Annotated in this window: 21 protein-coding genes; 10 read left to right on the plus strand and 11 right to left on the minus strand. The window is 71.2% G+C overall.

What is annotated here, in order from left to right; genetic code table 11:
• Position 1 precedes the first annotated feature (1 nt).
• The 3 genes from MW290_RS09495 to MW290_RS09505 are packed head-to-tail and all read right to left on the minus strand — an operon-like array spanning position 2 to position 3,475.
• Positions 2-1,651: an ABC transporter substrate-binding protein gene (locus tag MW290_RS09495; RefSeq protein WP_250194425.1), complete on the minus strand. Its 1,650-nt coding sequence runs from the start codon at positions 1,649-1,651 to the stop codon at positions 2-4.
• Between the two features lie 46 nt (positions 1,652-1,697).
• Complete coding sequence (locus MW290_RS09500) at positions 1,698-2,636, minus strand: ABC transporter substrate-binding protein (RefSeq protein WP_250194426.1); 939 nt, start codon at positions 2,634-2,636, stop codon at positions 1,698-1,700.
• Complete coding sequence (locus MW290_RS09505) at positions 2,633-3,475, minus strand: class II aldolase/adducin family protein (RefSeq protein ID WP_250194427.1); 843 nt, start codon at positions 3,473-3,475, stop codon at positions 2,633-2,635. Before MW290_RS09505 ends, MW290_RS09500 begins: the two co-directional genes overlap by 4 nt.
• A 158-nt stretch (positions 3,476-3,633) precedes the next feature.
• Between MW290_RS09505 and MW290_RS09510 the strand changes: the two genes are divergently transcribed.
• Complete coding sequence (locus MW290_RS09510; protein WP_250194428.1) at positions 3,634-4,392, plus strand: PEP-CTERM sorting domain-containing protein; 759 nt, start codon at positions 3,634-3,636, stop codon at positions 4,390-4,392.
• A gap of 266 nt (positions 4,393-4,658) precedes the next feature.
• Here the strand turns inward: MW290_RS09510 and MW290_RS09515 are convergent, their stop codons facing one another.
• The 5 genes from MW290_RS09515 to MW290_RS09535 are packed head-to-tail and all read right to left on the minus strand — an operon-like array spanning position 4,659 to position 9,760.
• Positions 4,659-5,867 (minus strand): c-type cytochrome, encoded by a 1,209-nt coding sequence (locus MW290_RS09515; RefSeq protein ID WP_250194429.1) that lies wholly within the window; start codon positions 5,865-5,867, stop codon positions 4,659-4,661.
• Between the two features lie 9 nt (positions 5,868-5,876).
• The gene (locus MW290_RS09520) at positions 5,877-6,656 is read right to left on the minus strand and encodes an ABC transporter ATP-binding protein (RefSeq protein WP_375142738.1); all 780 of its coding nucleotides are present in this window, start codon (positions 6,654-6,656) and stop codon (positions 5,877-5,879) included.
• Positions 6,629-7,648, minus strand: a complete 1,020-nt coding sequence (locus tag MW290_RS09525; RefSeq protein WP_250194431.1) for an ABC transporter permease — start codon at positions 7,646-7,648, stop codon at positions 6,629-6,631. Before MW290_RS09525 ends, MW290_RS09520 begins: the two co-directional genes overlap by 28 nt.
• A gap of 7 nt (positions 7,649-7,655) precedes the next feature.
• On the minus strand, positions 7,656-8,651 hold the full coding sequence (locus MW290_RS09530) for an ABC transporter substrate-binding protein (RefSeq protein ID WP_250194432.1): 996 nt from the start codon (positions 8,649-8,651) through the stop codon (positions 7,656-7,658).
• 11 nt (positions 8,652-8,662) lie between these two features.
• Positions 8,663-9,760 carry an LLM class flavin-dependent oxidoreductase gene (locus tag MW290_RS09535; protein WP_250194433.1) on the minus strand — a complete coding sequence of 366 codons (1,098 nt, stop codon included), beginning with the start codon at positions 9,758-9,760 and terminating at the stop codon, positions 8,663-8,665.
• Positions 9,761-9,936: 176 nt separating this feature from the next.
• On the opposite strand from MW290_RS09535, the gene MW290_RS09540 reads away from it, so the two are divergent.
• The 9 genes from MW290_RS09540 (at position 9,937) to MW290_RS09580 (ending at position 21,803) form a co-directional block, all read left to right on the plus strand.
• A complete protein-coding gene (locus MW290_RS09540) occupies positions 9,937-11,142 on the plus strand; it encodes an acyl-CoA dehydrogenase family protein (RefSeq protein ID WP_250194434.1) in 1,206 nt (401 codons plus the stop codon).
• 54 nt (positions 11,143-11,196) lie between these two features.
• Positions 11,197-11,760 carry a cysteine dioxygenase family protein gene (locus tag MW290_RS09545; RefSeq protein WP_250194435.1) on the plus strand — a complete coding sequence of 188 codons (564 nt, stop codon included), beginning with the start codon at positions 11,197-11,199 and terminating at the stop codon, positions 11,758-11,760.
• Between the two features lie 20 nt (positions 11,761-11,780).
• Positions 11,781-13,394 (plus strand): rhodanese-related sulfurtransferase, encoded by a 1,614-nt coding sequence (locus MW290_RS09550; protein WP_250194436.1) that lies wholly within the window; start codon positions 11,781-11,783, stop codon positions 13,392-13,394.
• Positions 13,395-14,173: 779 nt separating this feature from the next.
• Positions 14,174-15,673, plus strand: a complete 1,500-nt coding sequence (locus tag MW290_RS09555; protein WP_250194437.1) for a S8 family serine peptidase — start codon at positions 14,174-14,176, stop codon at positions 15,671-15,673.
• A gap of 62 nt (positions 15,674-15,735) precedes the next feature.
• Entirely contained in the window at positions 15,736-16,143 is a 408-nt protein-coding gene (locus MW290_RS09560) for a hypothetical protein (protein WP_250194438.1), read from the plus strand.
• Positions 16,144-16,226: 83 nt separating this feature from the next.
• The gene (locus MW290_RS09565) at positions 16,227-16,712 is read left to right on the plus strand and encodes a sigma-70 family RNA polymerase sigma factor (protein WP_250194439.1); all 486 of its coding nucleotides are present in this window, start codon (positions 16,227-16,229) and stop codon (positions 16,710-16,712) included.
• A complete protein-coding gene (locus MW290_RS09570; RefSeq protein WP_250194440.1) occupies positions 16,694-17,644 on the plus strand; it encodes a DUF4880 domain-containing protein in 951 nt (316 codons plus the stop codon). The genes MW290_RS09565 and MW290_RS09570 overlap by 19 nt, the downstream gene beginning before the upstream one ends.
• A 90-nt stretch (positions 17,645-17,734) precedes the next feature.
• Positions 17,735-20,575: a TonB-dependent receptor gene (locus MW290_RS09575; protein WP_250194441.1), complete on the plus strand. Its 2,841-nt coding sequence runs from the start codon at positions 17,735-17,737 to the stop codon at positions 20,573-20,575.
• 76 nt (positions 20,576-20,651) lie between these two features.
• A complete protein-coding gene (locus MW290_RS09580; RefSeq protein WP_250194442.1) occupies positions 20,652-21,803 on the plus strand; it encodes a cytochrome-c peroxidase in 1,152 nt (383 codons plus the stop codon).
• A gap of 21 nt (positions 21,804-21,824) precedes the next feature.
• On the opposite strand, the gene MW290_RS09585 is transcribed toward MW290_RS09580, so the two are convergent.
• The 3 genes from MW290_RS09585 to MW290_RS09595 all read right to left on the minus strand — a co-directional run bounded on the left by MW290_RS09585 (position 21,825) and on the right by MW290_RS09595 (position 24,699).
• Positions 21,825-23,018, minus strand: coding sequence for an MFS transporter (locus MW290_RS09585; protein ID WP_375142837.1), 1,194 nt, complete (start codon positions 23,016-23,018; stop codon positions 21,825-21,827).
• A gap of 89 nt (positions 23,019-23,107) precedes the next feature.
• On the minus strand, positions 23,108-23,425 hold the full coding sequence (locus MW290_RS09590) for a c-type cytochrome (RefSeq protein WP_250194444.1): 318 nt from the start codon (positions 23,423-23,425) through the stop codon (positions 23,108-23,110).
• Positions 23,425-24,699 (minus strand): PQQ-dependent sugar dehydrogenase, encoded by a 1,275-nt coding sequence (locus MW290_RS09595; protein WP_250194445.1) that lies wholly within the window; start codon positions 24,697-24,699, stop codon positions 23,425-23,427. The genes MW290_RS09590 and MW290_RS09595 overlap by 1 nt, the downstream gene beginning before the upstream one ends.
• Positions 24,700-24,758 lie beyond the last annotated feature (59 nt).

Consider the following 24,758-nt stretch of genomic DNA (forward strand, 5'->3'; position numbering starts at 1 on the left):
CTCAGGCGCCCTTGGGTTCCAGCCAGGCGTCGGCCAGCGAGGCGAAAAGGCCGTCGCCCTGCGGCTGCTGCTTGCGAAAGCGCGCCGTGGCCACCGTCACCCAGGTCTGCTCGATCAGCTCCAGCAGCGGCACGTCCTCCTGCACGATCTGCTGCCACTGCACGATCAGCGCCTTGCGCTTGGCCGGGTCGGGCTCGTCGGCCGCCGCTTCCATCACGCGGTCCAGCTCGGGGTTGCTGTAGCCCGAGCCGTTGGTCCACGGCGAGCCCTTGATGATGTTCTTCGTCCAGTACAGCCGCTGCACGCCCAGCGTGGGGTCGGGCAGGCGGTGCAGGCTGGAGATCATCAGGTCGTAGTCCTGGTCGGTGAAGATGCGGCGCAGGTAGGTGGCGGTATCACCCGCGCGCAGCTCCACCTCCACGCCGATCTTGGCCAGCGACTGCTTGATGAACTCGGCCGGGCGCGAGGCGGTGGGCCCGCTGCCGCCGTCGAAGTCCAGCGTCACCGACAGCCGCTTGCCGCCGGCACCGCGCTTGAGGCCGGCCTCGTCGAGCAGCGCCTCGGCACGCTTCAAGTCCAGCGGGTACTTGCGCACCTGGTCGCTGTAGTAGTTGACGACCGAAGACGGCACCGGCCCGGTGGCCGGCTTGCCATAGCCCAGGAACACGATCTTGAGCAGCGCCTCGCGGTCGATGGCGTAGGCGAAGGCCTGGCGCACCCGCTTGTCCTGCAGCTGCGGCCGGCGCACGTTGAACTGCGCCAGGAAGATGGTGGACAGGTAGCGGCCGTCGTCGGTGTTGATGCTGTAGCGGGCCTTGTCCTTGAAGCGGTTGAGGTTGGTCAGCGGGATGATGGAGCCCAGGGCCACGTCGATCTCGCCCGCCTCCAGCGCCACCGTGCGCGCCGCCGCATCGGGGATGAACTTGAAGACGATGCCGTCCAGGTAGGGCTGCGGCGTGCCGTCGGGTCCCTTGCCCCAGTAATGCGGGTTGCGTTCCAGCCGCACGTGGCTGCCCTTGACCCACTCCTTGAACACGAAGGGGCCGGTGCCCACCGGGGCGTTGTTCAGCGGGTTCGTCAGCACGTCCTTGCCGGCGTACAGGTGCCTGGGCAGGATCTGCGCGCCGTAGGTGTTGATGTAGTTGAGGATGTAGGGCGCCGGCGCGCTGAGCCGCAGCACCACGGTGTGCTTGTCGGGCGTTTCCACCTTCTCCACGTTGGCGAAGGCGGCGCGGCCGAAGGGGTGCAGCTTGCGCCACACCTCCTGCAGCGTGTATTCCACGTCGGCGGCGGTGAAGTCGGCGCCGTCGTGCCACTTCACGCCCTGGCGCAGCTTGAAGGTGAGGGTCTTGCCATCGGCCGCCTGGTCCCATGAGGTGGCCAGCGCGGGCACCGGCCGCAGGTTGAGGTCGTAGCTCACCAGCCCTTCCAGCACCTTGCTCGACAGCATGCCGATGTTCATCGTGGTGATGAAGGCCGAGGTGAGCTGCGTGGGCTCGGGCGCGACCGCGACGTTGAGCACGCCACCGGTGACGGGCTTGCCGCCGCTGGCCTGCGCCAGCGCCTGCGGATGCCACCAGGGCAGGCCGAAGGCGGCCAGGCTGCCGAGCGCGCCGGTGCGGGTGAGGAGGGTGCGGCGATGGAGGGACATGGATGGGCCTGTGAACTGCGAGAGAAGATGAGGAGGGCGCGCGCCGTCAGGCGGCGGGCACGAAGCCGTTGTCGAAGGTGGGGCGCACGTCCAGCCGCTGCTTGAGCAGCCCGGCCTCCAGGAAGAAGTCGGCGGTGCGCTGCTGGTCGGCCAGCACCTGCGCGTCCACCGCGATCCAGCGCTGCGCGCGGCGCTCGAACTGCAGGCGCGCGGCTTCGGGGGCGATGCCGATGATCCGGGCCAGGGCCGCCGCAAACTCAGGCACGTGCTGGTACGACCAGCGCTGGGCCCGCACCACGCGCTGCGCGAAGTCGTGCAGCGCCTCGCGCTTGGCGGCCAGCGCCGTGTCGGTGGCCGCCAGGAAGCTGAGGCCCGACGACAGGCCGCGGCCGCTGACCAGCACGCGGGCCTGGCCGGCGGTCTCGGCCATCGCGGTGTAGGGCTCCCAGGTGGCCCAGGCGTCGATGGCGCCTTGCGTCAAGGCCAGCTTGGCATCAGGCGGCGGCAGGAAGCGGAAGGTGTCGGCCTCGGGCTTCAGGCCCGCCGAGGCCAGGGCCTTGAGCGCGATGAAGTGGCCGATGGAGCCGCGGTTGGTGCCGATGCGCTTGCCCTTCAGGTCGGCCGCCGTCTTCAGCGGTGAATCCGGGCGCACCAGCACCGCGGTGCCGTAGGGGTCGGAGCGGTTGACCGCGAAGGCCTTGATGCGCACGCCATTGGCCAGCGCGAAGATCAGCGGCGCATCGCCGATGGGGCCGAAGTCCACCGCCTCGGCGTTCAAGGCCTCGGCCAGCGGCGCGGCGGCCGGAAACTCGGCCCATTGAATGTCGTAGGGCAGGTTCTGCAGCTCGCCCGCCGCTTCCAGCAGCGCGCGCAGGCCACCCTTCTGGTCGCCGGCCTTGAGCAGCGTGCGGCCCTGCGCACGCACCGCGGGCCAGGCGCCGGCCAGCGTAGCCGCCAGGCCGAAGGTGAGTTCACGGCGCTTCATTGCAGCACCTCGGGCTCAGCCTCCACCAGGCCCTGGTACAGGGCATCGAAGGCGCGGGCGGCGCCATTGGCGCGGCCCACCTGCCCATGCGTCAACGCGGCCATCTCGTGCTGGATCGGCTGCGGCGTGCCGGCGGCTTCGGCCAGCAGCTGGGTGTGGCAGGCGTTGTCCAGCGCGATGTACCACCAGGCCGCGGCCTCCACCGTGGGCCCGGCGGTGAGGATGCCGTGGTTCTTCAGGATCACGCCCTTGTGCGCGCCCAGGGCCTCGGCGATGCGGGCGCCTTCGTCGGTCTCGTACACCACGCCATTGAAGTCGGTGAAGAGGCCATGGTCTTCGTAGAAGGCGCAGCCGTCCTGCGTCAGCGGGTCGAGCTTGCGGCCCAGCGAGGCCCAGGCCTTGCCGTACAGCGAATGGGTGTGCGCGGCGGCCACCACATCGGGCCGGGCCTCGTGGATGGCGGCATGGATGGCGAAGGCCGCGCGGTTCAGCGGCCCGCGGCCGTAGGCGATCTCGCCGCGGGCATTTACCAGCAGCAGGTCCGACACCTTGATGCGCGAGAAGTGCAGGCCGAAGGGGTTGACCCAGAAGTGGTCCGCCAGCTCGGGGTCACGCGCGGTGATGTGGCCGGCCAGGCCCTGGTCGAAGCCGTAGCGCGCAAAGATGCGGAAGGCCGCGGCCAGCCGCTGCTGGCGGTGCAGCCGCTCCTGCAGCAGCGTGCGGGGCGGCTCATCGTCGAACCAGTCCTGGCGTTGCGGGTGGGTATTCAGCACCAGGCCGCTGGCGGTGGCGGGGGCGGAGGTACTGGCCGGGGTAGGGCGTGAAAGCACTGCGCTCATGGAGATCCTGGTTCGGGTACGGCATCGAAGAGCCCGAACCATAGGCAGCGCAGCCGCGCTTGCGAACGAAGCTTTTCCGCTTACGTATTCCGCTTTCCTCATGGGGCGCGCAAGATGCGCCAGCACGCCGGTCGGCGTGCCCACCAAGAGGAGACGACATGAGACCCATCTGCATTCAGGGTTCCGGCGCCGTGGCGCTGCTGTTGTTCACCGCACTGCCGCTGGCGACGGCCGCGCCGCCCGGCACCTGCGACGGCTCCAGCGACGCCTGCAGCTTCGACCTCGGGCGTGTGACCGTGACGCTGGCGCAGGGCGCGGCCTCGTACAACGCCGGCGCGGACTTCCTGTCGGGCGACGACGGTGACTTCGTGGCTGACCCGTCCTTGTTCGGCAGCCTGGCGTTGCAGCAGTCGGGCGCCACCGAAGGCTTCTCCTTCTCGCCCAACCTGCAGTTGCGGGTGGGGGGCAGCGGGCGCAACGGCTACCACCAGTTGCTGGGCTTCTTCGAGTTCAGCGGCCTGCGCTTCCAGGCCAACCCCGGATGGCGCATCGATGCGCTGCGGCTGGAAATCACCGGCCAGCGCAACGTGGTGGGCGATGCCAGCTGGTCCTACGGCCTGCCGTTCGCGGTCGGCTTCAACGGCGACAGCTTTGCCGGCAGCGGCGCCATCAACCCCGACGATGCAGCGCTGCGCGGCGAGCTGATGGTGAGCGCGGCCTACCTGGAAGGCGAGGACGGTACGGCTTCAGCCTATGGCTACGCCACCGCGGCCTTCCAGTCGGCGCGCTTCGTGGCCACGGTGTCCGCGGTGCCCGAGCCCGGTGCCCTGGCCTTGTGGCTGGCGGGTGGCGCCTTGCTGCTGGGCTGGCGAAGGGGCACGGGTACGGTGTTTGCCCGAGGGGCGTCAACCGATTGAGAGCCCATGCCGCGCCACCACTTCCTTCTCGCCCCCGCCGCCCTGCCACCTGCCAACGTGCGGGTGTGGTTCGACCTGTACTGGGGGCGGTTGTACTGGGTGGCGCGTTGCCAGGGGCCGGGCGGCAGCAGGTCGCTGCGCGGCAGCCTCGTCAACTCGATGCCGGGCAGCTTTCTCAGCCTGCTGCGCGGCCTGGTGGAGCAGGAGGTGCGCACCGCCGCGGCCTTGCCGATCACAGGCCCCGACAAGGGCAGCCCACCTCCTGTTCACCTCGCATGCGGCAAGCCCAGCCGCGCCACCTGCACGGGCTCGGCGTCCATGCGGGCGATCAGGGCGTCAAGGCCGTCGCGGGCCGGCGCAGTGGTGGCATTGCCGGCGCCGGGCTCGGCGCGGCACAGCAGGTCGTCGGCCGACCAGCCGGGTGCGCCGGGGCGGGACACAGCGCGCAGCCAGCCGTCGCGGTCGATGAGGAACTGCAGCCCGGCGGCCGGGTCGCGGCCCGCCACCGGTGACGGCCAGGCCTGGCCCGCCAGCTGCGCATAGGCGGCACGCGCCGCGTCCGATCGCACGCTGCAGTCGGCGCCGGCCTGGCGGGCCGCGGCCACGCCATCGTCCGGCGGCGCTTCGGCGCCCAGCACCACGGTAACGAAACGCGGATCTTCGATGGGCTGAGGCAGCGGCCCGCCGGCCAGCACGAGGCGCAGTCGCTGGCCGCGCCAGTGGCTCAAGGGCCGCGGGCCGGGTGCATCGGCGCATTCCACCGCCAGCCGGGGCGCGGCCACCGGCCACGGCCAGGCCGCCTGGCGGCGGGCGCTGTCACCGGCGGCCAGCACCTTCATCGCGTCCAGCACGGCCCAGGTGTCGTCGGTGCTCAGGCGGTCGGCAAATCCGGGCATGGTGGGGCGGCCCTGCGCGTCATGCAGGCCCTGCTGCACCCGCCACAGCAGCTCGCCTTCGGCCCGCTTCCACAGCAGGCCGGCACTCAGCGTGGGCGGCCAGCGCGGCAGGCTGGCGGCCAATGGGCCTTCACCGCGGCCATCGGCGCCATGGCAGGCGGCGCATTGCGCCTGGTACAGCGCCAGCCCGCGCTGGATGCCTGCCGCCTCGAAGCCGGTGGGTGAGCGGTGGAAGCTGGTGGGCACCGCGGGCGTGAACAGCAAGGCGGCCGGCGGCCAGGGCGCCAGCGCCAGCAGCGCGGCGGCACCCGCCAGCAGCGGCCAGCGCCGGCGCTGCCAGGCCAGCGCCAGCAGCGCAAAGGCCAGCGCGGTGCCAGCCAGCAGCAGCCACAGCGCCAGCTCGCGCGCCAGGCCGCCGTCGATCAGCAGGTTTTCCACTGCCACGCGCCAGGGCAGCGGCCAGGCCGGCTGGCCGTGCACCGGCGGCGCCAGCCCCAGCGCATCGAGCAGCGCCAGCAGGCCGCGCTGGGCGGCCTGGGCCAGTTGCAGCAGCAGGTTCTGCAGCGCGGGCGTGTCCACCGCCGCCCGCTACCAGGTGGCGTCCAGGCCCAGCAGCCGCAGCGCCTGGTGGCGCAGCGCCGCCAGTTCGGGGTGGCCGCGGTGGCGCGGGTAGGGCAAGGGGTTGGCGATGTCGGCCACGATGCGGGCCGGCCGGTCGCTGAACACGATCACGCGCTGCGCCATGAACAGCGCTTCTTCCACGTCGTGCGTGACCAGCAGCGCCGAGAAGCCGGCGCGTTGCCACAAGGCCACCAGCTCGCTCTGCATCGTCAGCCGGGTGAGTGAATCGAGCTTGCCCAGCGGTTCGTCCAGCACCAGCAGCTTGGGGTCGTTGACCAGCGCGCGCGCCAGCGCCACCCGCTGCGCCATGCCGCCCGACAGCTGGTGCGGATAGGCATCGGCAAAGTCGCGCAGGCCCACCAGCGCCAGCGCTTCGTCCACCCGGTGGCGGCGCAGCTTCAGCAGGCCGCGGGCCTGCAGGCCCAGGGCCACGTTGTGCCACACGGTGCGCCAGGGGTAGAGCGTCGGGTCCTGGAACACGACGATGCGCGAAGGGTCGGGCCGGGCGATGGCCTGCCCGTCCTGCAGCAGGGTGCCCTGGCTGGCCGGCTCCAGCCCGGCCACCAGCCGCAGCAAAGTGCTCTTGCCGCAACCGCTGGGGCCCAGCAGCGCGACGAATTCGCCGGGCTGGATGGTCAGGTCGATGTCCTGCAGCACCGGCAGCGGGCCGGCGGGCAGCTCGAAGCGGTGGCTGACGGCGCGTATATCAATGCAAGAGCTCACCACTTCACCGTGCCCTTCTGCCACGACAGCACGCGATCGCGCACCGCGAACAGCAGCGTGATCAGGCCGGAGCACACCACCGCCATCACGATCAGGGCCGCGTACATGTTGCTGTACGAAGCCCAGCCCTGCGCCCAGGTGAGGTACCAGCCCAGGCCCGACTTCACGCCCATCATCTCGGCCGTGACCAGGATGGAGAAGGCGCCGCCCAGGCCCATGAACAGGCCCACGAACACCTGCGGCAGCGCCGCCGGAATGGCCACCCGCAGCACCAGGAACAGCGGCGAGGCACCCAGCGTGCGCGCCACGTCGTAGTAGTGGCGGTTGACGCCGGCCACGCCCGACCAGGTGAGCACCGCCACCGGGAAGCCGGTGGCCAGCGCGATCAGGAAGATGGCCGCCGCATAGCTGGACGGAAACACGAAAAAGGCCAGCGGCAGCAGCGCCGAAGCCGGCACCGGCCCCAGGAAGCGGATGACCGGGTGCGCCCAGTAGCCCACCAGCCGCGACCAGCCCATCGCCACCCCGATCAGGAAGCCCACGCTGGCGCCCCAGGCCACGCCGAAGGCCAGCAGCTTGACCGAGTTGAAGGCGCTGTCGCCCAGGCGCCGCCAGTCGTCGGTGTAGACCTCGGCCAGCGCGGTGGGCGGTGCGAAGAAGGGCGTGGGCAGCCAGCCCAGCTTGGCCGTGAACAGCTCCCAGGCGCCGAACAGCAGCCCCAGCGCCACCAGCCAGGGCCCGGCGGGGCGCAGCGTGTCGCGGGCGGCCAGGCCCGGCCGCCCGGCCAGCGGCGCGGCCACGCCCAGGCCGGCCAGCAGCGCGGCAACGGCCAGCGCCAGCCAGCCGAATTCGGTGGTGTAGACCCAGTCGGTGAAGCCCTCCACCTGGTTGGGCAGCCCCAGCGTCAGTGCGCCGGTGCCGGCCCAGGCGATGGCAGCGGCCAGGCCGCTCCACCACACGGGCGGCCGCGGCGCGGCAGGCGCGCGCTCGGCGCGCGGCGAGGTCAAGGCGGTCATGGCGGTTTCAGCCCAGCACGTCGGCGTACACGTGGCGCGCCAGGCGCACGGGGTCGGTGCTCTGCTTGAGCACGCCCACCGACCGGAAATCGCGGGCGTAGAACTCGATCTCCTTCAGGAAGTCGCCGCCCATCGGGTGGTGGCGGTGCGTCAGCGTGCCCAGCAGCGCGCGCAGGTCTTCCACCGGCACCTTGGGCGAGTACTTGGCGAAAAGCTTGGCCGATTCGTTCGGGTTGTCGGCCACGTAGTCCGAGGCCTGCACGATGGCGCGCGCCACGCCGGCGGCCACCGGCCGCTCCTTGCGCACCAGCTCGCCGCGGGCGCCGACGATGCAGCACACCTTGTCCTTGTATTCGCCGCTCAGGTTGGTCGCGATCTCGGTGTACACGCCGGGCTTGCGCTTTTCCAGCAGGTACAGGTTGGGGTCGCCGTCGGCGATGGCCTGGATCTCGCCCTTGTCCACCGCCACGCCGAGCAGGTCGGCCGGGTACTGGCGCCAGGTCACGTCCTTGTCGGGGTCGATGCCGTTCTTGGCCAGCAGGATGGAAAAGAAGTTCTTGCCCGGCGCGGCCAGGTCGGGCACGCCGATGGTCTTGCCCTTCAGGCTTTGCAGCGTGGTGGCGCCGGTGGCCTTGGCGCCGATCAGCCGCACGCAGCCGCCGTGCGAGCTGCCGATGAGCTTGACGTCGAAGCCGGCTTCCAGCGGCTTGAGCCAGCGGTGGATCATGCCCACCGCCGCATCGGCCTTGCCGGTGGCCAGCGATTCCAGCAGCTGGTCGGTGCTGCCGGTGTAGTTGATCAGGTCAACCAGCACACCGTTGCGCTCGAAGTAGCCCAGCTCCTGTGCCACCACCACGGGCGACAGGCAGAAGGCGTTGGCATTCCAGGCGAAGGTGAGCTTGCGCGGCTGCGCCAGCGCACCGGTGGTGGCGATGCCGACCGGGCCGACGACGGCGGCGGCACCGGTAGCGCGCAGCAGGCTGCGGCGGGAGAGTCGTGTCATCGGATGCTCCTTCAGGCGGCCAGCGGCGCGGCCTGGCGGGCGGCCAGGCGCTCGGCCACCAGCGCGCGGGTGCGCGGAATCAGCTCGCGGCCGTAGTCGATCGCGTCTTCCAGCGGGTCGAAGCCGCGGATCAGGAAGGTGGTGACGCCCAGGTCGTAGTAATCCAGCAGCGCCTCGGCCACCTGCTCGGGCGTGCCCACCAGTGCGGTGCTGTTCGAGCGTGCGCCGGTCTCCTGCGCAATGGCGGTCCACAGCCGCTTGTCCACCCGGGTGCCCTGCGCGGCCGCGGCCAGCAGCCGGCGTGCGCCTTCGCTTTGTTGCGGGCCGCCGCGGCTGTAGCCGGCTTCCTGCCGCAGCTGGCGGGTGCGGGCCAGGATGCTTTCGGCGCGGGCCCAGGCAGCGTCTTCCGTCGCGGCCAGGATGGGCCGGAACGAGACCGAGAAGCGCACCGTGCGGCCGTGGCGCGCGGCCTCGGCCTTGACGCGGGTGGTCAGCTCCTTCACCTGGTCCAGCGATTCGCCCCACAGCGCGTACACGTCGGCATGCTTGCCGGCCACCGGCAGCGCCGCTTCGCTGGCGCCGCCGAAATAGATGGGCACATGCGGCTTTTGCACCGGCTTGACTTCGGAGAAGCCGGCCTCGAAGCGGTAGTGCTTGCCCTGGTGGTCGAAGGGCTGGTCGCTGGTCCACAGCCGGCGCAGCAGCGTCAGGTATTCGTCGGTGCGCTCGTAGCGCTGGTCGTGGTCCAGGTAGTCGCCATCGCGGCGCTGCTCGGCATCCGACCCGCCGGAGATGAAGTGCACGGCCAGCCGGCCACCGCTGAACTGGTCGAGCGAGGCGATCTGCCGTGCCGCCAGCGTGGGCACCGTGAAGCCCGGCCGGTGCGCCAGCATGAAGTGCACGCGCTCGGTGTGCGCGGCTGCATAGCTGATGGTGAGCGTGGCGCTGGGCCCCGTGGAGTGGTGCGGCACCAGGATGCGGTCAAAGCCTGCGGCCTCATGCGCCTGCGCAAAGGCCTTGACGTAGTCGCGGTCGATCGCCGGGCCGCTGGCGGCATGGATCTCCGAGACCTTCTGGCTCTGGATCATGCCGATGAATTCGATGCTCATGCGTGTTCCCTCACAAAAGCTGAAGGCCTGCCAGATGGGCGAGGCCGGTGCGGCACGCTACGCGCCCCGGTGCCAAGGTCCAACGAAGCAAACCGAAGTTGTCTATGCGTTTTGCTTGTTTCCCTTGCCGCGCCGCGGCGCCTAGGCTGCAAGCCCCGGATGAAGGAGCCCGCGCGATGAGCAGTTCTTTGGCGGCCACGCCCGCCCGCAATGCGCCGCCCGCGCCCACCCACCCCGACGAACTGGGCGCGGCGCTGGCCCGGCTGACCCAGCGCTTTGCCGCCACCGCGGCCGACCATGACCGCGAGGCCAGCTTTCCGCATGCCAACTTCGCCGAGCTGCAGCGCCACGGCCTGGTGGCCTCGGTGGTGCCGGTGGCCCTGGGCGGCGGCGGTGCCAACCTGGCGACGGCGCGCCGCATCGTGGGCGCGGTGGCGCGCGGCGAGCCGGCCACCGCGCTGGTGCTCACCATGACCTTCCTGATCCACCGCAGCATCACCCGCGCCGACAGCCGCTGGCCCGCCCACCTGCGCGAGGCGGTGCTGCGCAGCGCGGTGGCCGACGGCGCGCTGGCCAACTCGCTGCGGGTGGAGCCGCAGCTGGGCTCGCCGGCCCGCGGCGGCCTGCCCGGCACCGTGGCCCGGCGCACGGCCGATGGTTGGCGCCTCAGCGGCCACAAGCTCTACACCACCGGCATTCCGGCGCTGCGCTGGCTGGCCGTGTGGGGCCGCACCGACGAGCCGCAGCCCCGCGTGGGCGTGTTCCTGGTGCCGCGTGAGGCGCCGGGCATCCGCGTGATCGAGAGCTGGGACCACCTGGGCCTGCGTGCCTCGGGCAGCCATGAAGTGGTGTTCACCGACGTGCTGCTGCCGGCTGACCATGCGGTGGACCTGCGCGCGCCCACCGAGTGGGCCGCCGGCCCCGACGACGACCAGTACGCCTGGATGATCGTGCTGCTGGGCGCGCTGTACGACGGGGTGGCCCGTGCCGCCCGCGGCTGGCTGCTGGACTTCCTGGAGCAGCGCGCCCCGGGCAGCCTGGGCGCACCGCTGGCCACGCTGCCCCGGGTGCGCGAGAAGGTGGGCGAGATCGAGGCCCTGCTGTGGGCCAACGATGCGCTGCTGGAGCAGCTGGTGCGGGCCGCCGACGCCGGCCACCCGCCGCGCGTGGCCGACAGCAGCCTGGCCAAGTACAGCCTCACGCACAACGCCATCCGCGTGGTGGACATTGCGCTGGAACTCAGCGGCAACCACGGCCTGGCGCGCCGCAATCCGCTGGAGCGGCACCACCGTGACGTGCTGTGCAGCCGCATCCACACGCCGCAGAACGACAGCATCCTGCAGCAGGCCGGGCAGCGTGCTTTCGAAGGCGGGTTGGCATGACGCGAGCGGATTTGAGGCACCATCTAGAGGCCGTGCCGTTGTCAGGAGTTCGCCATGCACGTTGAAGCCCCCGCCTTCCGCTCCTTCATCCAGTCGCTGGAGGCATTGGTCGCGCAGGCTCCGCCCGAGCCGCGCCTGCTGGACGAAGGCGGCCTGCTGCTGGGCCGCCTGGTGGCCGACGACCGCTGGCTGCCCGCCGCCTATGCGATGCCCGGTGAGCGCTACCGCCAGTACCCGCTGCACGTGGATGCGCAGGGCCGCTTCTCGGTGGTGAGCTTCGTGTGGGGGCCCGGCCAGTCCACGCCCATCCACGACCACACGGTGTGGGGCCTGATCGGCATGCTGCGCGGCGCCGAGTTCTCGCAGGGCTACCGCTTCGCCGGGCCGCACACGCTGGTGGAAGCCGGTCCGCCGCAACGGCTGGAGCCCGGGCAGGTGGAGGCGGTGTCGCCCCGCGTGGGCGACATCCACCGCGTGGTCAACGCTTTCGACGACCAGGTGTCCATCAGCATCCATGTGTATGGCGCCGACATCGGCCGCATCGAGCGGGCCACCTATGGCCTGGATGGCAGCCGCCAGCGCTTCGTGTCCGGCTATTCGCCGGTGCCCACCGTTTGAACCTGTCTAGACAACCCCGAATGACGCTTCAAGCCACCCCCGCCGACGTGCGCGCCCAGCTGCTGGAACGCCGCGAGATTGCGCTGCTCGACGTGCGCGAAGAAGACCCTTATGCCCAGGCGCACCCGCTGTGGGCGGCCAACCTGCCGCTGTCCAAGCTGGAGCTGCAGGCCTACGGCCGCATCCCGCGGCGCGACACGCCCATCGTGGTGTATGACGATGGTGAGAGCCTGGCCGAGCGCGCCGCGGCCGGCCTGCAGGCGCTGGGCTACACCGACGTGCGCCTGCTGGCGGGCGGCCTGGCCGGCTGGCGTGAAGCCGGCGGCGAGCTGTTCCGCGACGTCAACGTGCCCAGCAAGAGCTTCGGCGAACTGGTGGAGGCCGAGCGCCACACGCCGTCGCTGGCTGCCGAGGAAGTCAAGGCCCTGCTGGACGCCAAGGCCGACGTGGTGGTGCTGGACGCCCGCCGCTTCGACGAATACCAGACGATGAGCATCCCCACCGCCACCAGCGTGCCGGGCGCCGAGCTGGTGCTGCGCGCGCGGGCCCTGGCGCCCGACCCGGCCACGCGGGTGATCGTCAACTGCGCGGGCCGTACCCGCAGCATCATCGGCACGCAATCGTTGGTGAATGCCGGCCTGCCCAACCCGGTGGCGGCGCTGCGCAACGGCACCATCGGCTGGAAGCTGGCCGGCCTGCAGCTGGACCATGGCCAGGCCCGCCGTGCCCCCGCCGACCTGAGCCCTGAGCAACAAGCCGCCGCGCTGCGCGCCGCGCAGGACGTGGCCCGTCGCGCGGGCGTACAGCGCATCGATGAAGCCACGCTGGCCGCGTGGCGCGCCGAGCCGGGCCGCACCACCTATGCGCTGGACGTGCGCACGCCGGAGGAATACGCGGCCGGCCACCGGCCGGGCTTCCGCAGTGCGCCGGGCGGCCAGCTGGTGCAGGAAACCGACCACCACGCGCCGGTGCGCGGCGCGCGCTTCGTGCTGGTGGACGACGGCGGCGACCTGGCCGAGGCGGGCCGTGGCGTGCGTGCGGCGATGACGGCATCGTGGCTGGCGCAGATGGGCTGGGAGGTGGCGCTGCTGGACGGTGAGGCCTTGCCGCTGGAAGCGCGTGTGACCGGCCCCGACGCACCGCCGCTGCCGCGGGTGCCCACCCCGCGCACGGTGGCGCCGGCCACGCTGGCCGACTGGTTGGCCACCGCAGAAGGCGATACGGTGGTGATCGACCTGACCACGAGCGCCAACCATGTGAAGCGCCACATCCCCGGCGCGTGGTGGACACCGCGCGCCACGCTGGCGCAGGCGCTGGACAAGATCGGGCCGGCGCGGCGCTATGTGCTCACCTGTGGCAGCAGCCTGCTGGCCAAGTTCGCCGCGGCCGATCTGCAGGCGCTGACCGATGCCGAGGTGTGGGTGCTGGATGGCGGCAATACCGCCTGGGCTGAGGCCGGGCTGCCGACCGAATCTGGTGAGCAGCGCTTGGCGTCGCCGCGCATCGACCGCTATCGGCGGCCCTATGAGGGCACGGATGCGCCTGCGGAGGCGATGCAGGCTTACCTGGACTGGGAGTTCGGGCTGGTCGAGCAGTTGGGGCGGGATGGGACGCACTTCTTCAAGGTGCTTTAGCTGTTTGTTTGTGTTCGGTGGCTGTGCGGTGGGCCATAGGTTCTGTTCTTGTTCGGCCGCCGTGCGGTGGGCGGGGTTCGGCGGGGCTCATGCTGGGGCGGTCGGCTTCGCCGACTCCACTGCGCTGCTCGCGTCGAGGTCGCGCGGCGGAACTCGCTACGTTCGCTGACGCTCACTGCGCTCGGACAACCACCGCGAGTCAGTTCACGAAGCGCGCTGGCGCGCGCCGACCTCGCCACTGCGCTCCTCGCCGCCCCAGAAATCGCCCCACCGCCCCCCACCCACCGCACGGCTCGGACTGGCGGGTGCCAGCCCTTTGCAGGCTCGGCCAGGAAACCACCCCGCGCTTCAGCCACTGCGGCATGCACCGCATGGCGTGCGATGCGCGCAGCGCGAGCCCGCAACGCACAGTGCCAGCGGTGGACCTTTGCGCAGGGCTGTGCGGGTGGGTCCGGGGGAGCATCTGGAGCGCCGAGCAACGCAGGGTGGGTGGCCGCGCGCGCAGCGCGCTTCGTGCACTGACTCGCGGTCGTTGTTCGAGCGCAGTGAGCGAAGCGAACGTAGCGAGTTCGGCCGCGGGCCGCCCGCCCGAGTAGCGCAGGGCAGTCCGCGCGCAGCGCGGACCGCGGAAGCTAAGCCCCCGGGCCCGCCCGCACGGCCCGGAGCAAACCAGCACCCACCCACCCAGGGTGTTTGCACAACAACCCAGCCACCAGTCACAAGCACCCGTTACCCCCACCTACAACCCCCACCTCCCAGGCGGTGCACACTCAGCCTCAATGACCCGCCACAAGATCCAACGCCAGGTCGAGCGCATCCTGGATGAAAGCCGCCAGCGCACCTTGAGCATCATCGTGCAGGGCCAGCCCGATGGGCTGGCCGAGACCTTGCGGCGGGCGGCCGAAGTGGCCATGCAGCGGCGGGCCATCACCGTGGCCAGCGATCTGCTGCCCGCACCCTGGCGGCCCAGCCAGGCGCGGCAGGCCCAGGCCGCGGCGCAGCGGCAGCAGAAGATGAAGGTGCAGGCCTTGCGCCGCAGCGGGGCAGCGGCCATCGCGCCCATGCAGGCGGCAGCCTTCATCCGCGCCTCGCGCCTGGCCCGTCGGTCGGAGGCCGGCGGCCAGCCGCGGCCGCTGGCGCTGGCTGGTGCCGCCGCCATGGAGATCGACCGTGATGACCTGGCCCGCCTGCCCGAAGAACTGCCCGGCGTGCTGGCCATTTTTCCCAACCGGCGCGTGCCCGTGCCGCCCCGCCTGCGCGCCAAGACCTTGCCGCCCGAGGTGGAACGCTGGGTGACCCATGCCTGGGGCCTGGAAGACGTGGGCGCACTGTCGTGCTGGGGCGCCTTCGACGCCCGCGGGCAGGGCGCCAAGGTGGCGGTGCTGGACACCGGCGTGGACGCCACCCACCCCGACCTGCAGGGCAAGGTCGTCGGCTTCGCCGAATTCGATGCCAAGGGCAGCGTGCTGAAGCAGGGCGCCGACCAGGCCTGGGACGCCGACGGCCATGGCACCCACGTGTGCGGCACCATCGCCGGTGGCCGCAGCAGCGGGCGCTGGATCGGCATGGCACCGCAGGCGCAGCTGCTGGTGGCCAAGGTGCTGGGCAAGACCGGAGGCACCGACGAGCAGATCCTCAAGGGCATGGAATGGGCGGTGGCCCAGGGCGCCGAGGTCATCAACATGTCGCTCGGCGGGCTCACCTTCGACCCCGGCGTGCTGGACACCTACACCGCCGCCATGATCGCCGCCCGGGCGGCCGGCGTGCCGGTGGTGGTGGCCATCGGCAACGATGGGGCGCAGACCAGCGGCTCGCCGGGCAACGACTTCTTTGCGCTGGCCGTGGGGGCAATGGACGTGCAGGGCCGCGTCGCCGCCTTCAGCGGTGGCCGCACCCATGTGGTGGAAACCTCCGACGCCATCGACCCGCGCCACCTGCCGCTGGTGTACGCCAAGCCCGATGTGGCCGCCCCTGGCGTGCATGTGTATTCCTGCATCGGCAAGAACAAGTGGGAGCACCTCAACGGCACCTCGATGGCGGCGCCGCACGCGGCCGGTGCGCTGGCCCTGCTGCTCAGCCGCACCGCGGCGGCCAAGCAGCAGTCGGCGCTGCTCTCGCTCACCGGCTGGGACCGCTCGGATGCGCTGTTGCAGCTGCTCACCGGCAGCGTCACCGACTGCGGCGAGAACGGCCAGGACCACCGCTACGGCCACGGCAAGCTCTCCGCCCTGGCGGCCTACGGCAACGCGGTGCAGCTGGGTTATCTGCCGGCGGCTTGATCCACGTCGCTTGAAGCCCGCATGAGCTGCCAGTACGCTCGCCCCAGCAGCAGGACCTTGCCATGAGCCATATCCCCCACGCCTTGCGCGATGCCAGCCTGGTCGAGTTCGCGGCCCAGGCCGATGCCGCCCAGCGCACCTCGGTCATCATAGAAGCGCGCCGGCTGCCGGTGACGCCATCGCCCGCCTCGATGGCGCAGCACACCAACGTCGGCCCGGGCGGCCTGCTGCCGCCGCCGGCCACGCAGCGCGCGGTGGCTGCTGCGCCGCTGAGCGAGTACCCCGCCTGCGACATGAACGACCTGGAAGCCTGCCTCTCCAGCCTGGGCCTGGCCGAGGCCGCGCGCCGCAACGACCTCAACGGCAGCTTCGTGGTGGAGGTGACGCCGCCGCAGCTGCGCGTGCTGGCGCAGGCGCCTTCGGTGCAGGCCATCCACAGCAACCGCCATCACCGGCGCGGCGGGGGCTGAAGCCACAGGCCAAAGCCGCACTTGCCAGCCGCCTGGCACGCCGCAGATAATAATGATTCTCAATAACTTTCGGATGTTGCGGCGTGTTCTCGCACGAGGGGCTGTACCGGGCGCATCAGCCCTGGCTTGTTCACTGGCTCGGCCGTCGCCTGGGCGCTGGCGCTGACCGCGCGCCCGACCTGGCGCAAGACACCTTCGTGCGCCTGCTGCAGGCGGGCGGCGCGTTGCCGGCGCTGGCGCAGCCGCGGGCCTACCTGGCCACCATCGCGCGTGGCCTGCTGGTGGACCATCTGCGCCGCCAGGATCTGGAGCGCGCCTACCTGCAGGAGCTGGCCGCACTGCCGCAAGACCTGCAGCCTTCGCCCGAAGAGCGCGCGATGCTGCTGGAAACCCTGCTGACGCTGGACCGGCTGCTGCACGGCCTGGGGCCCAAGGTGCGCGAGGCCTTCCTGCTTTCGCACCTGGAGGGTTGGGAGTACGCCCGCATCGCCGAACACCTGGGCGTCACGGTGAGCAGCGTCAAGAAATACATGCACAAGGCGCTGCTGCAGTGCCTCACGCTGCTGTGAGCAGCGCCACGCCCGGGCCCGATCACCTCAGCGCCGCCGCCGACTGGTACCTGCGTTTGAGCGAGGGCGCAGCCAGCGCGGCCGATCGCCGGGCCTGGCAGGCCTGGCACGACCAGGCCGCCGAGCACCGCGCCGCCTGGCAGCGGGTGGAGCGCCTCAAGGCCCTGCTGGCCCAGGCACCCGCCCAGGCCACGCAGACGCTGGCCCGTGCGCCCCGCGGCGGCCGTCGCCGCCTGCTGGCCGGTGCCGGCCTGCTGGGGCTGGGCCTGCTGTGCTGGCGGCTGCTGCCGCCGTGGGAGGTGCCGGTGCAATGGGAACAAAGCGCTGCCGGCCAGCGGCGCGAAGTCACGCTGCCCGATGGCGGCCTGCTGCTGCTGGCGCCCGACAGCCGTGTGGGCGTGGCCTATGGGCCGCGCGAGCGCAAGCTGGTGCTGGACCGCGGTGCGCTGCAGCTGCGCAGCGGCCACGACCCGCAGGGCCGGCCGCTGCGCGTGGTGGGCCGCGATGGCGAGGTGCGACCGCTGGGCACCCGCTTCACGCTGGAGCAGCAGGCGCAGGGCAGCCTGCTGGCCGTGCAGGAAGCGGCGGTTGAAGTGCAGCCCGCGCAGCGCAGCGCCGTGTGGCGGGTGGAGGCGGGCCAGCGCCTGCGCTTCGACGCCAGCGGCGCCGGGCCGCTGCAGGCGGCCAGCGCGGCCGACGATGCCTGGACCCGCGGCCAGGTGGTGGCGCTGGAACAGCCGCTGGGGGTGTTTTTGCAGGCCTTGCAGCGGCAGTCGGGCCAGGCCATCGGCTGCGATGCGGCGCTGGCCGGCGTGCCGGTGTCGGGCGTGTTCCTCGCGGCCGAACCGCAGCGCTCGCTGGCCACGCTGGCTCAGCAGCACGGCTGGCGGCTGCAGCGCCGCGGTGCCGGCTGGCACCTGGCCGGGCGCTGAGCGCCTACCGCCCCTAAAAAAATTCTTCGCGGCGTTGTCCCTGCGAGGTATCTCGTTCGGCCTTGCATCGTCAAGGCACCGTGAACCTTCATGAACTCCTCCTGCTTCCTGCGTGGCCCTTCGCTGCGGCCCCGGCTTTCCACCCTCACCGCGGCGCTGCTGGGCGCCGGCCTCTTGCTGGGCCTGCCGGCCCAGGCACAGACCCCCTCGCAGCGCGGCGCCACCGCCACGACGCAGCAGCGGCACTACGACATCGGCCCCGCGCCGCTGGCCGAGGTGCTGAACCGCTTCGCGGCCGAAGCGGGCGTGGTGCTGGTGTTCGATGCCGCCTCGCTGCGTGGCCTGTCTTCGCGCGGGCTGCAAGGGGCCTACGGCGTGCAGGCCGGCTTCGATGCGCTGCTGGCCGGCACCCCGCTGCAGGCCCGTCCGGGCGCCAGCGGCGGCTACCTGCTGGAGCGCCGGCCGCCCGCGCCATCACCCGCCGCCGAAGCCGACGCGCAGGCGGCGGCGCCCGTCTCCGCGCTGCCCGTGGTGCGTACCACCGCGCGTCTGCCCACGGTGGAGCAGCTGGACCGGCCGATGCTGCGCAACCTGCCGACGATCAACGGCGACCTGACCAGCCAGCTCAAGCTCAACCCCAACATCCAGTACAGCGAGACGGCGCTGTCGTCCAACACCGCGGGCGAGATCGCGCCGGCCGAGATCAGCATCCACGGCGCCAAGCCGTACCAGAACCAGATCACGATCGACGGCGTGTCGGTGATGAACGACCTGGATCCGGGCCGCAACGTGCCGACGGAGTCGGTCGACCTCATTCCGGGCAGCTCGCAGTCGCTGGCCATCGACAGCAGCATCCTGTGCCAGGTGGAGGTGCAGGATTCCAATGTGTCGGCCGAGCACGGCCGCTTCACCGGCGGACTGGTGGAAGCCAAGGTGTGCGCCGCACGCAAGAAGCTCGGCGGCAGCGTCGGGGTGGGCTACACCTCGTCCGACTGGACCCATGTCTTCATCGACCCCGCGCGCCGGTCCGAATTCGAGAATTCGGCCACCGCCGATCTGCAGCCGCGCTTCACCAAATGGACCTACCGCACGACGGTGGAGACGCGCCCGACGTCCGAATGGGGCCTGCTGATCAGCGCGGTGCGCCGGCAGTCGGAGATTCCACTCAAGCGCTTCGCCACCACCAACGCCAACACCACCGAAAGCCGCGAGGTGACGCAGCAGCGGCAACAGGACACGCTGGTGCTGAAGACCGACTACGCGCCCCAGGGCAGCGCGCACCGCGGTGAGCTGACGATGGTCTACGCGCCGTCCGACAGCAGCTACTTCCTCAAGGACTTTCGTGACAGCGACTACACCATCAAGAGCGGCGGCCTCAACCTCTCGGGCCGGCTGGAGTCGCGCTACGAGGCGGCTACGCTGACCCATCAGCTGTCGCTCAGCCGCACCGCGCAGTCGCGCCGCAGCGATGCCGACTACCACCGCAACTGGCGCTGGTCGACCGACAAGAACTGGGGCGACCCCACCCAAACCGCGGCCACCAGCGGAGAAGGCGCCTTCGGCGACATCGACCAGAACCTGCAGGCGCTGGGCTACCAGCTGAAGTCGGCCTTCAAGCCGATGGCCCTGGGCGAGACGCGCCACCGCGTGGCAGCCGGCCTGGAGCTGCGCCGCCAGCGGGCCGAGTACGAGCGACTCAGCCTGACGCGGCAGTACACCGGGGTGACCAACCTGCCCACGGCGTTGGCCAACTGCCAGCTGGCCGACGGGTCGGTGGACACTGAAGCCTGTTCCAGCACGCCCACCCTCAACCGCGCGGTGGGCCAGTACTTCACCACGCTGCAGACCTGGCGCCCCGGTCGCTTCGACCTGAGCGCGCACAACGAAGCCGCCTTCGTGGAAGACGAGATCAGCTGGCGCCAGTGGAGCCTGCGCGCCGGCCTGCGGGCAGACCGTGATTCGGTCACTGGCGACACCGGACTATCGCCCCGGCTGCGGCTGGGCTGGCACCCCCTCGAGGCTGTGTCTCTGGACCTGGGTGCCAATCGCTACCGGGGTCGCAGCCTGTTCGCGTATGCCTTGCAGGAGAAGATCAACACCCTCAAAACCATTCAGACCCGTCGCAACACCCTGGTGTGGGGCAGCGCCGCTCAGTCATTGCCCGAGAACCGGCTGGAGGACATGAAGACGCCCTACGACGACGAACTGACCGCCGGCCTGACCTTAGACACGCCGTGGCTCAACGGTCCGGTGAGCCTGCGCTTGACCCACCGCAACGGTCGCGATCAGGTGGTCAAGCGTGTGGTCAGCAATCAGGGCGATTGCAACAACAACCGCTGCTACATCTACACCAATGACGGCAAGAGCCGCAGCACCGACTGGACGCTGAGCTGGTCCAACGCCACCGCCTTCAAGACCGGGCCGGTGGCCACGCGAATGTGGGTGGCCTTCAACAAGAGCGACGTCACCACCAACTACGCCACCTATGCCGACAACTTCGGCAGCGACCAGCTCAACGACGTGGTGGTGCAGTACAACGGCCGCTTCATGCGCTACTCGGAACTGCCGGCTGACAACTACAACCGGCCCTGGACGCTGCGCGTGGGTGCGATGAGCAGCCTGCCGGCCCAGAACCTCACGGTGACCAACATCCTGCGCATCCGCGACCGCTACGAGCAGGTGCTGCAGGACGGCACCACCGAGTACGAAGGCGCCACCGTCGACGTCTACAGGCGCACGCCGCTGCCGCGCTCGCTGGCGCTGGACACGGTGATCCAGTGGGAGCCGCGCCTGCCGCGCGACCAGCGACTGAGCGTGAAGCTGACGCTGGAGAACATCACCAACCGCCGCAACAAGATCGCGGTGAACGACACCTACGCCACCTATGAGCGCGGGCGTGCCGTCGCGCTGGACCTCAGCTACGACTTCTGAGGTGGCCATGCGGATGTTCTCGCGATGTCGGCCGGCGGCCCGACGCTTTTGTCTGCCGCTGGGCCTGGCCCTTTGGGTGGCTGCCGGTGCCGGCACTGCCGCGCCTGCGCAGGGCGGCGGCTCTGCTGCCTCGGCGGCCGATTGCCGCGCGCTGCTGGCCACAGCGGCGCCGCCGCCCCAGCCGCCGGCTGCGGTCAATGCCGACGCGCCACGCCGCGCCGCCGCGGACCCCGAGGCCGAAGCGCGCCAGGCCTGCGTGGCACGCCTCTACCGCGGCCCGACGGCCGGCTGGCCGGCGCCGCAGGTGGATGCGGGCGTGAAGTGGCAGGAGCTGGCCCCGCGCCCGGCGCTGCCCGCACCCCCGGCGCCGCTGGTGGCCCTGGGGGCGCAGCTGTTCGCCGACCCGCGGCTGTCGCGCGGGCAGGACATCAGCTGCGCCAGCTGCCATGCGCCCCACCTGGGCTTTGCCGATGGCCGCCGCCTGGCGCTGGGGCATGAGGCGCAGGCCGGCCCGCGCCACACGCCGCACCTGCTGGGCGTGGCCTTCGTGCCGCTGCTGATGTGGGACGGCCGTGCGAGCGACCTGGAAAGCCAGGCGCTGCTGCCCATCGTCAACCCGCTGGAAATGGCGATGGACCTGGGCCAACTGCAGCAGCGACTGAGCCGCGAGACCGACTACCCCCAGCGCTTTGCGCAGGTGTTCGGCGACGACGCGGTGACGCTGCAGCGCCTGGGCGAAGCACTGGCCGCCTTCCAGCGGCGCATCGAGGCGCCGCGCAGCCGCTTCGACGACTTCATCGAAGGCTGCAACCCGCAGGCGCTGACCGACCGCGAGCTGAACGGCCTGCACCTGTTCCGCACCAAGGCCCGCTGCATGAACTGCCACAGCGGCCCGCAGCTCACCCAGCATGAGTTCCACCAGATCGGCACCAGCGCGCTGGGCCGCCGACTGCAGGACCTGGGGCGGCAGGCCGTCACCGGGCGCGCGGAAGATGCCGGCGCACTGCGCACGCCCTCCCTGCGCGGCGTGGCACGTACCGCGCCCTACTTCCACAACGGCAGCGCGCCTACCTTGCGCGGCCTGCTGGAAACCTACAACGCCGGCATGCCGCGGCCGCCGAAGAACGCCCAGGGCTTGATGGCCATCCCGCCTTCGCCGCTGATCCAGCCGTTGCAGCTCAACGCGCGTGAGCTGCAGGACCTGGAGGCCTTTTTGCGCACGCTGTGAGTGCGCGGCGGCGCCAGAAATTCAGCGGGGCGCCGTTTTGGTGGGCAGCCACATCAAGGCGGCCAGCGCGCTCACGCCCAGGCCAGCCGTCACCCACAGCGCATGGCCCTGCAGCCGGTCCAGCACCAGGCCAAACGCCACCGGCGCCAGCGCCTGCGTCACCCGCGCTGGGGCCATCAGCCAGCCCTGGCGGGCACCGTAGCCGGCGCTGCCGAAGAGCGCCAGCGGCAGCGTGCCCTTGGTGATGGTGAGCAGGCCGTTGCCCGCGCCGTGCAGCAGCCCCAGCACCGGCGCCCAGGCAGCGCCCACCAGCAACAGCAGCCCGGCGCCCAGCGGGTGCAGCGCCGTGGCCAGCCGGGCCACCCACAACGGATGCAAGCGGCGCAGGAAGCCGAACTCCAGCAGCCGCGCCGCCACCTGGGCCGGCCCGATCAAGGCGCCCACCAGCAATGCCGTGGCCACCGAGGCGCCGGCCGCCTGCATCAGCCGTGGCAGGTGGGTGGCCAGCGCAGTTGCGGTGAACAAGGTGGCCGCGAACACCCATGACAGCACCAGCATCGCGCGCCATTCATCGCGCGGGGCCGGCGTGGGAGAAGCGGCGGCAGAAGGCTCGGCTGCAGGCGCTGCCGGCGCTTGCGCAGGTGCAGGACCCGCCCCCACGCGCGGCAACCAGGCATTGAGCGGCAGCCCCAGCAGCAGGTGCAGCGCTGCCCAGGCTCCGCAGGTGGCACGCCAGCCGTAGCGGCTTTCCAGCCACGCCGACAGCGGCCAGCCCACGGTGCTGGCGAAGCCGGCGATGAGCGTGATGCCGGTGATGCCGCTGCGCGCCTGCCGGCCGTACAGCCGCACCAGCGTGGCGAAGGCGGCTTCATACAGCCCGCTGCCCATGCCCAGCCCCAGCACCACCCAGGCCACGAACAAGCCCGGCAGGCCCTGGCACAGGCCCAGTCCGGCCAGTCCCGCTGCGAACACCAGGCTGGTGATCATCAGCACCGGCCGCCCGCCCCGCCTGTCGATGGTGTGGCCGGCGCGCGGCCCCACCAGGGCCGACACCACCAGGGCCAGGCTGAAGGCCGCCAGCACCGTGGGCACCGTGGTGCCCAGGTCGCGCGCCATCGGCGCGGCCAGGATGGCCGGCAGGTAGTAGGTGGAGGCCCAGGCCAGCGTCTGGGCGGTGCCCAGCCGGGCCACGATGGCGGGTCGCGGCCCGGGCAGGTCGATCGATGGGGACATGGGGCGACTGTAGGCCGCACGGTGGGCCGGCCGTGTCACCTGCCGGTCACCGTGGGCCTGTCACCACCGGCCTAGGGCATCTGCGCCGTCACCTTGATGCTGGCGAACCAGGCCGCCAGGTTGTCGATGTCGGCATCGCTCAGCGGCTTGGCCATCACGGCCATCACCTCGTGCTTGCGCTCGCCGCTGCGGTAGGCCTTGAGCTGGGCTGCGGTGTACAGCGCGGGCTGGCCGGCCAGGTTTGGGGCATCGGGCGCGGTGGCCAGGCCGTTGGGGCCGTGGCACACCGCGCACTGCTGCGCCTTGACCTTGCCGGCCGCCGCATCGGCCGCCAGGGCGGGGCTGCCGGCGGCCAGCGTCGCCAGCACGGCGATCAGGGTCACCCGCATCACGGCGCGCTGTAGGTGATGCGGTAGATGGCGCCCGCGAAGTCGTCCGAGACCAGCAGCGAGCCATCCTTCATCACCGCCACGTCCACCGGCCGGCCGCGGTACACGCCGGTGTCGTTGTCCAGCCAGCCGTCGGCAAACACCTCGGTCTTGTCGGCCGTGCCGTCCTGCTTGAGCGACGTGAACAACACCCGTGCGCCCACCGGCTTGGTGCGGTTCCACGAGCCGTGCTGGGCCGAGAAGAAGCCGCCCTGGTATTTGGCCGGGAACTGCCTGGCGCCGTAGTACACGATGCCCAGGTCGGCGGCGTGCGCGTCGGTCATCACCTGCGGGTTCACCGCGCCCGCCGGGATCGGGTCCTTGTCGTAGCCGTTCTCGGGGATGCGCGTCTGCGCCACGATGTACGGGTAGCCGAAGAACTGGCCGGCCTGCGTCGCGCGGTTGATCTCGCCCTTGGGAATGTCGTCACCCATGCCATCGGTCTGGTTGTCGGTGAACCAGAGGCTCTTGTCCTTGGCATTGAAGTCCATGCCCACCGAGTTGCGGATGCCACGTGCGAACACCTCGCGCTTGCTGCCGTCCAGCCCCATGCGCACGATGCCGCCGATGCCCACCTGCTCATACAGCTTGAGCTTCTCGCGCGGCTGCACGTTGAAGGGCTGGCCCAGCGTGATGTAGAGCATGTTGTCCGGGCCCACGCGGCAGGTGCGCGCGCCGTGGTTGAAAGACTCTTCCTCCACCGGGATCAGCTGGCCCTGCGGCACCACCTCGGCCACGGCCACGTCGGGGCCTTCGTAGAAGAACTCGGCCGCCGGGAACATCAGCACCCGGTTGTGCTCGGCCACCAGCAGGCTGCCGTCACGCGTCCAGCACACGCCGTTGGGCACCTTGAAGTTGAGCGAAGGCGCAAAGGCCTTCACCTCGCTGGCGGTGCCGGTGGACAGGCGGTCGGTCACCGCATACACGGCCGTTTTGCGGGTGCCCACGAACAGCATGTTGGTGGACGGAGCCACCGCCATGTGGCGCGCATCGGGCACCACCGCATACAGGCTGATGCGGAAGCCCGGCGGCAGCTTCACCTTCTCCAGGTTCTTGCGGATGGCGTCGGCCTGCGGCCCGGTCTGCGGCACCGGCGGTATGTTGAGGTCGGTCCCCGAGACCTTCATCTGCTTGAGCTTGTCGATGTTCTGGGCCTGGGCCGGCAGCGAGCCGGCCAGGGCCAGCGCCAGCGCGGCCAGGGTGGGAACCAGGGTCGGGCGGAATGTGCGTGGCATGGGTTGTCTCCTCGTTGTGGGCCGGGCCCCGCCGTGGGCGCCGGGCCTTCTGTCATCGC

The organism is Aquincola tertiaricarbonis, from assembly GCF_023573145.1.
GTDB classification, from domain to species: domain Bacteria; phylum Pseudomonadota; class Gammaproteobacteria; order Burkholderiales; family Burkholderiaceae_C; genus Aquincola; species Aquincola tertiaricarbonis_B.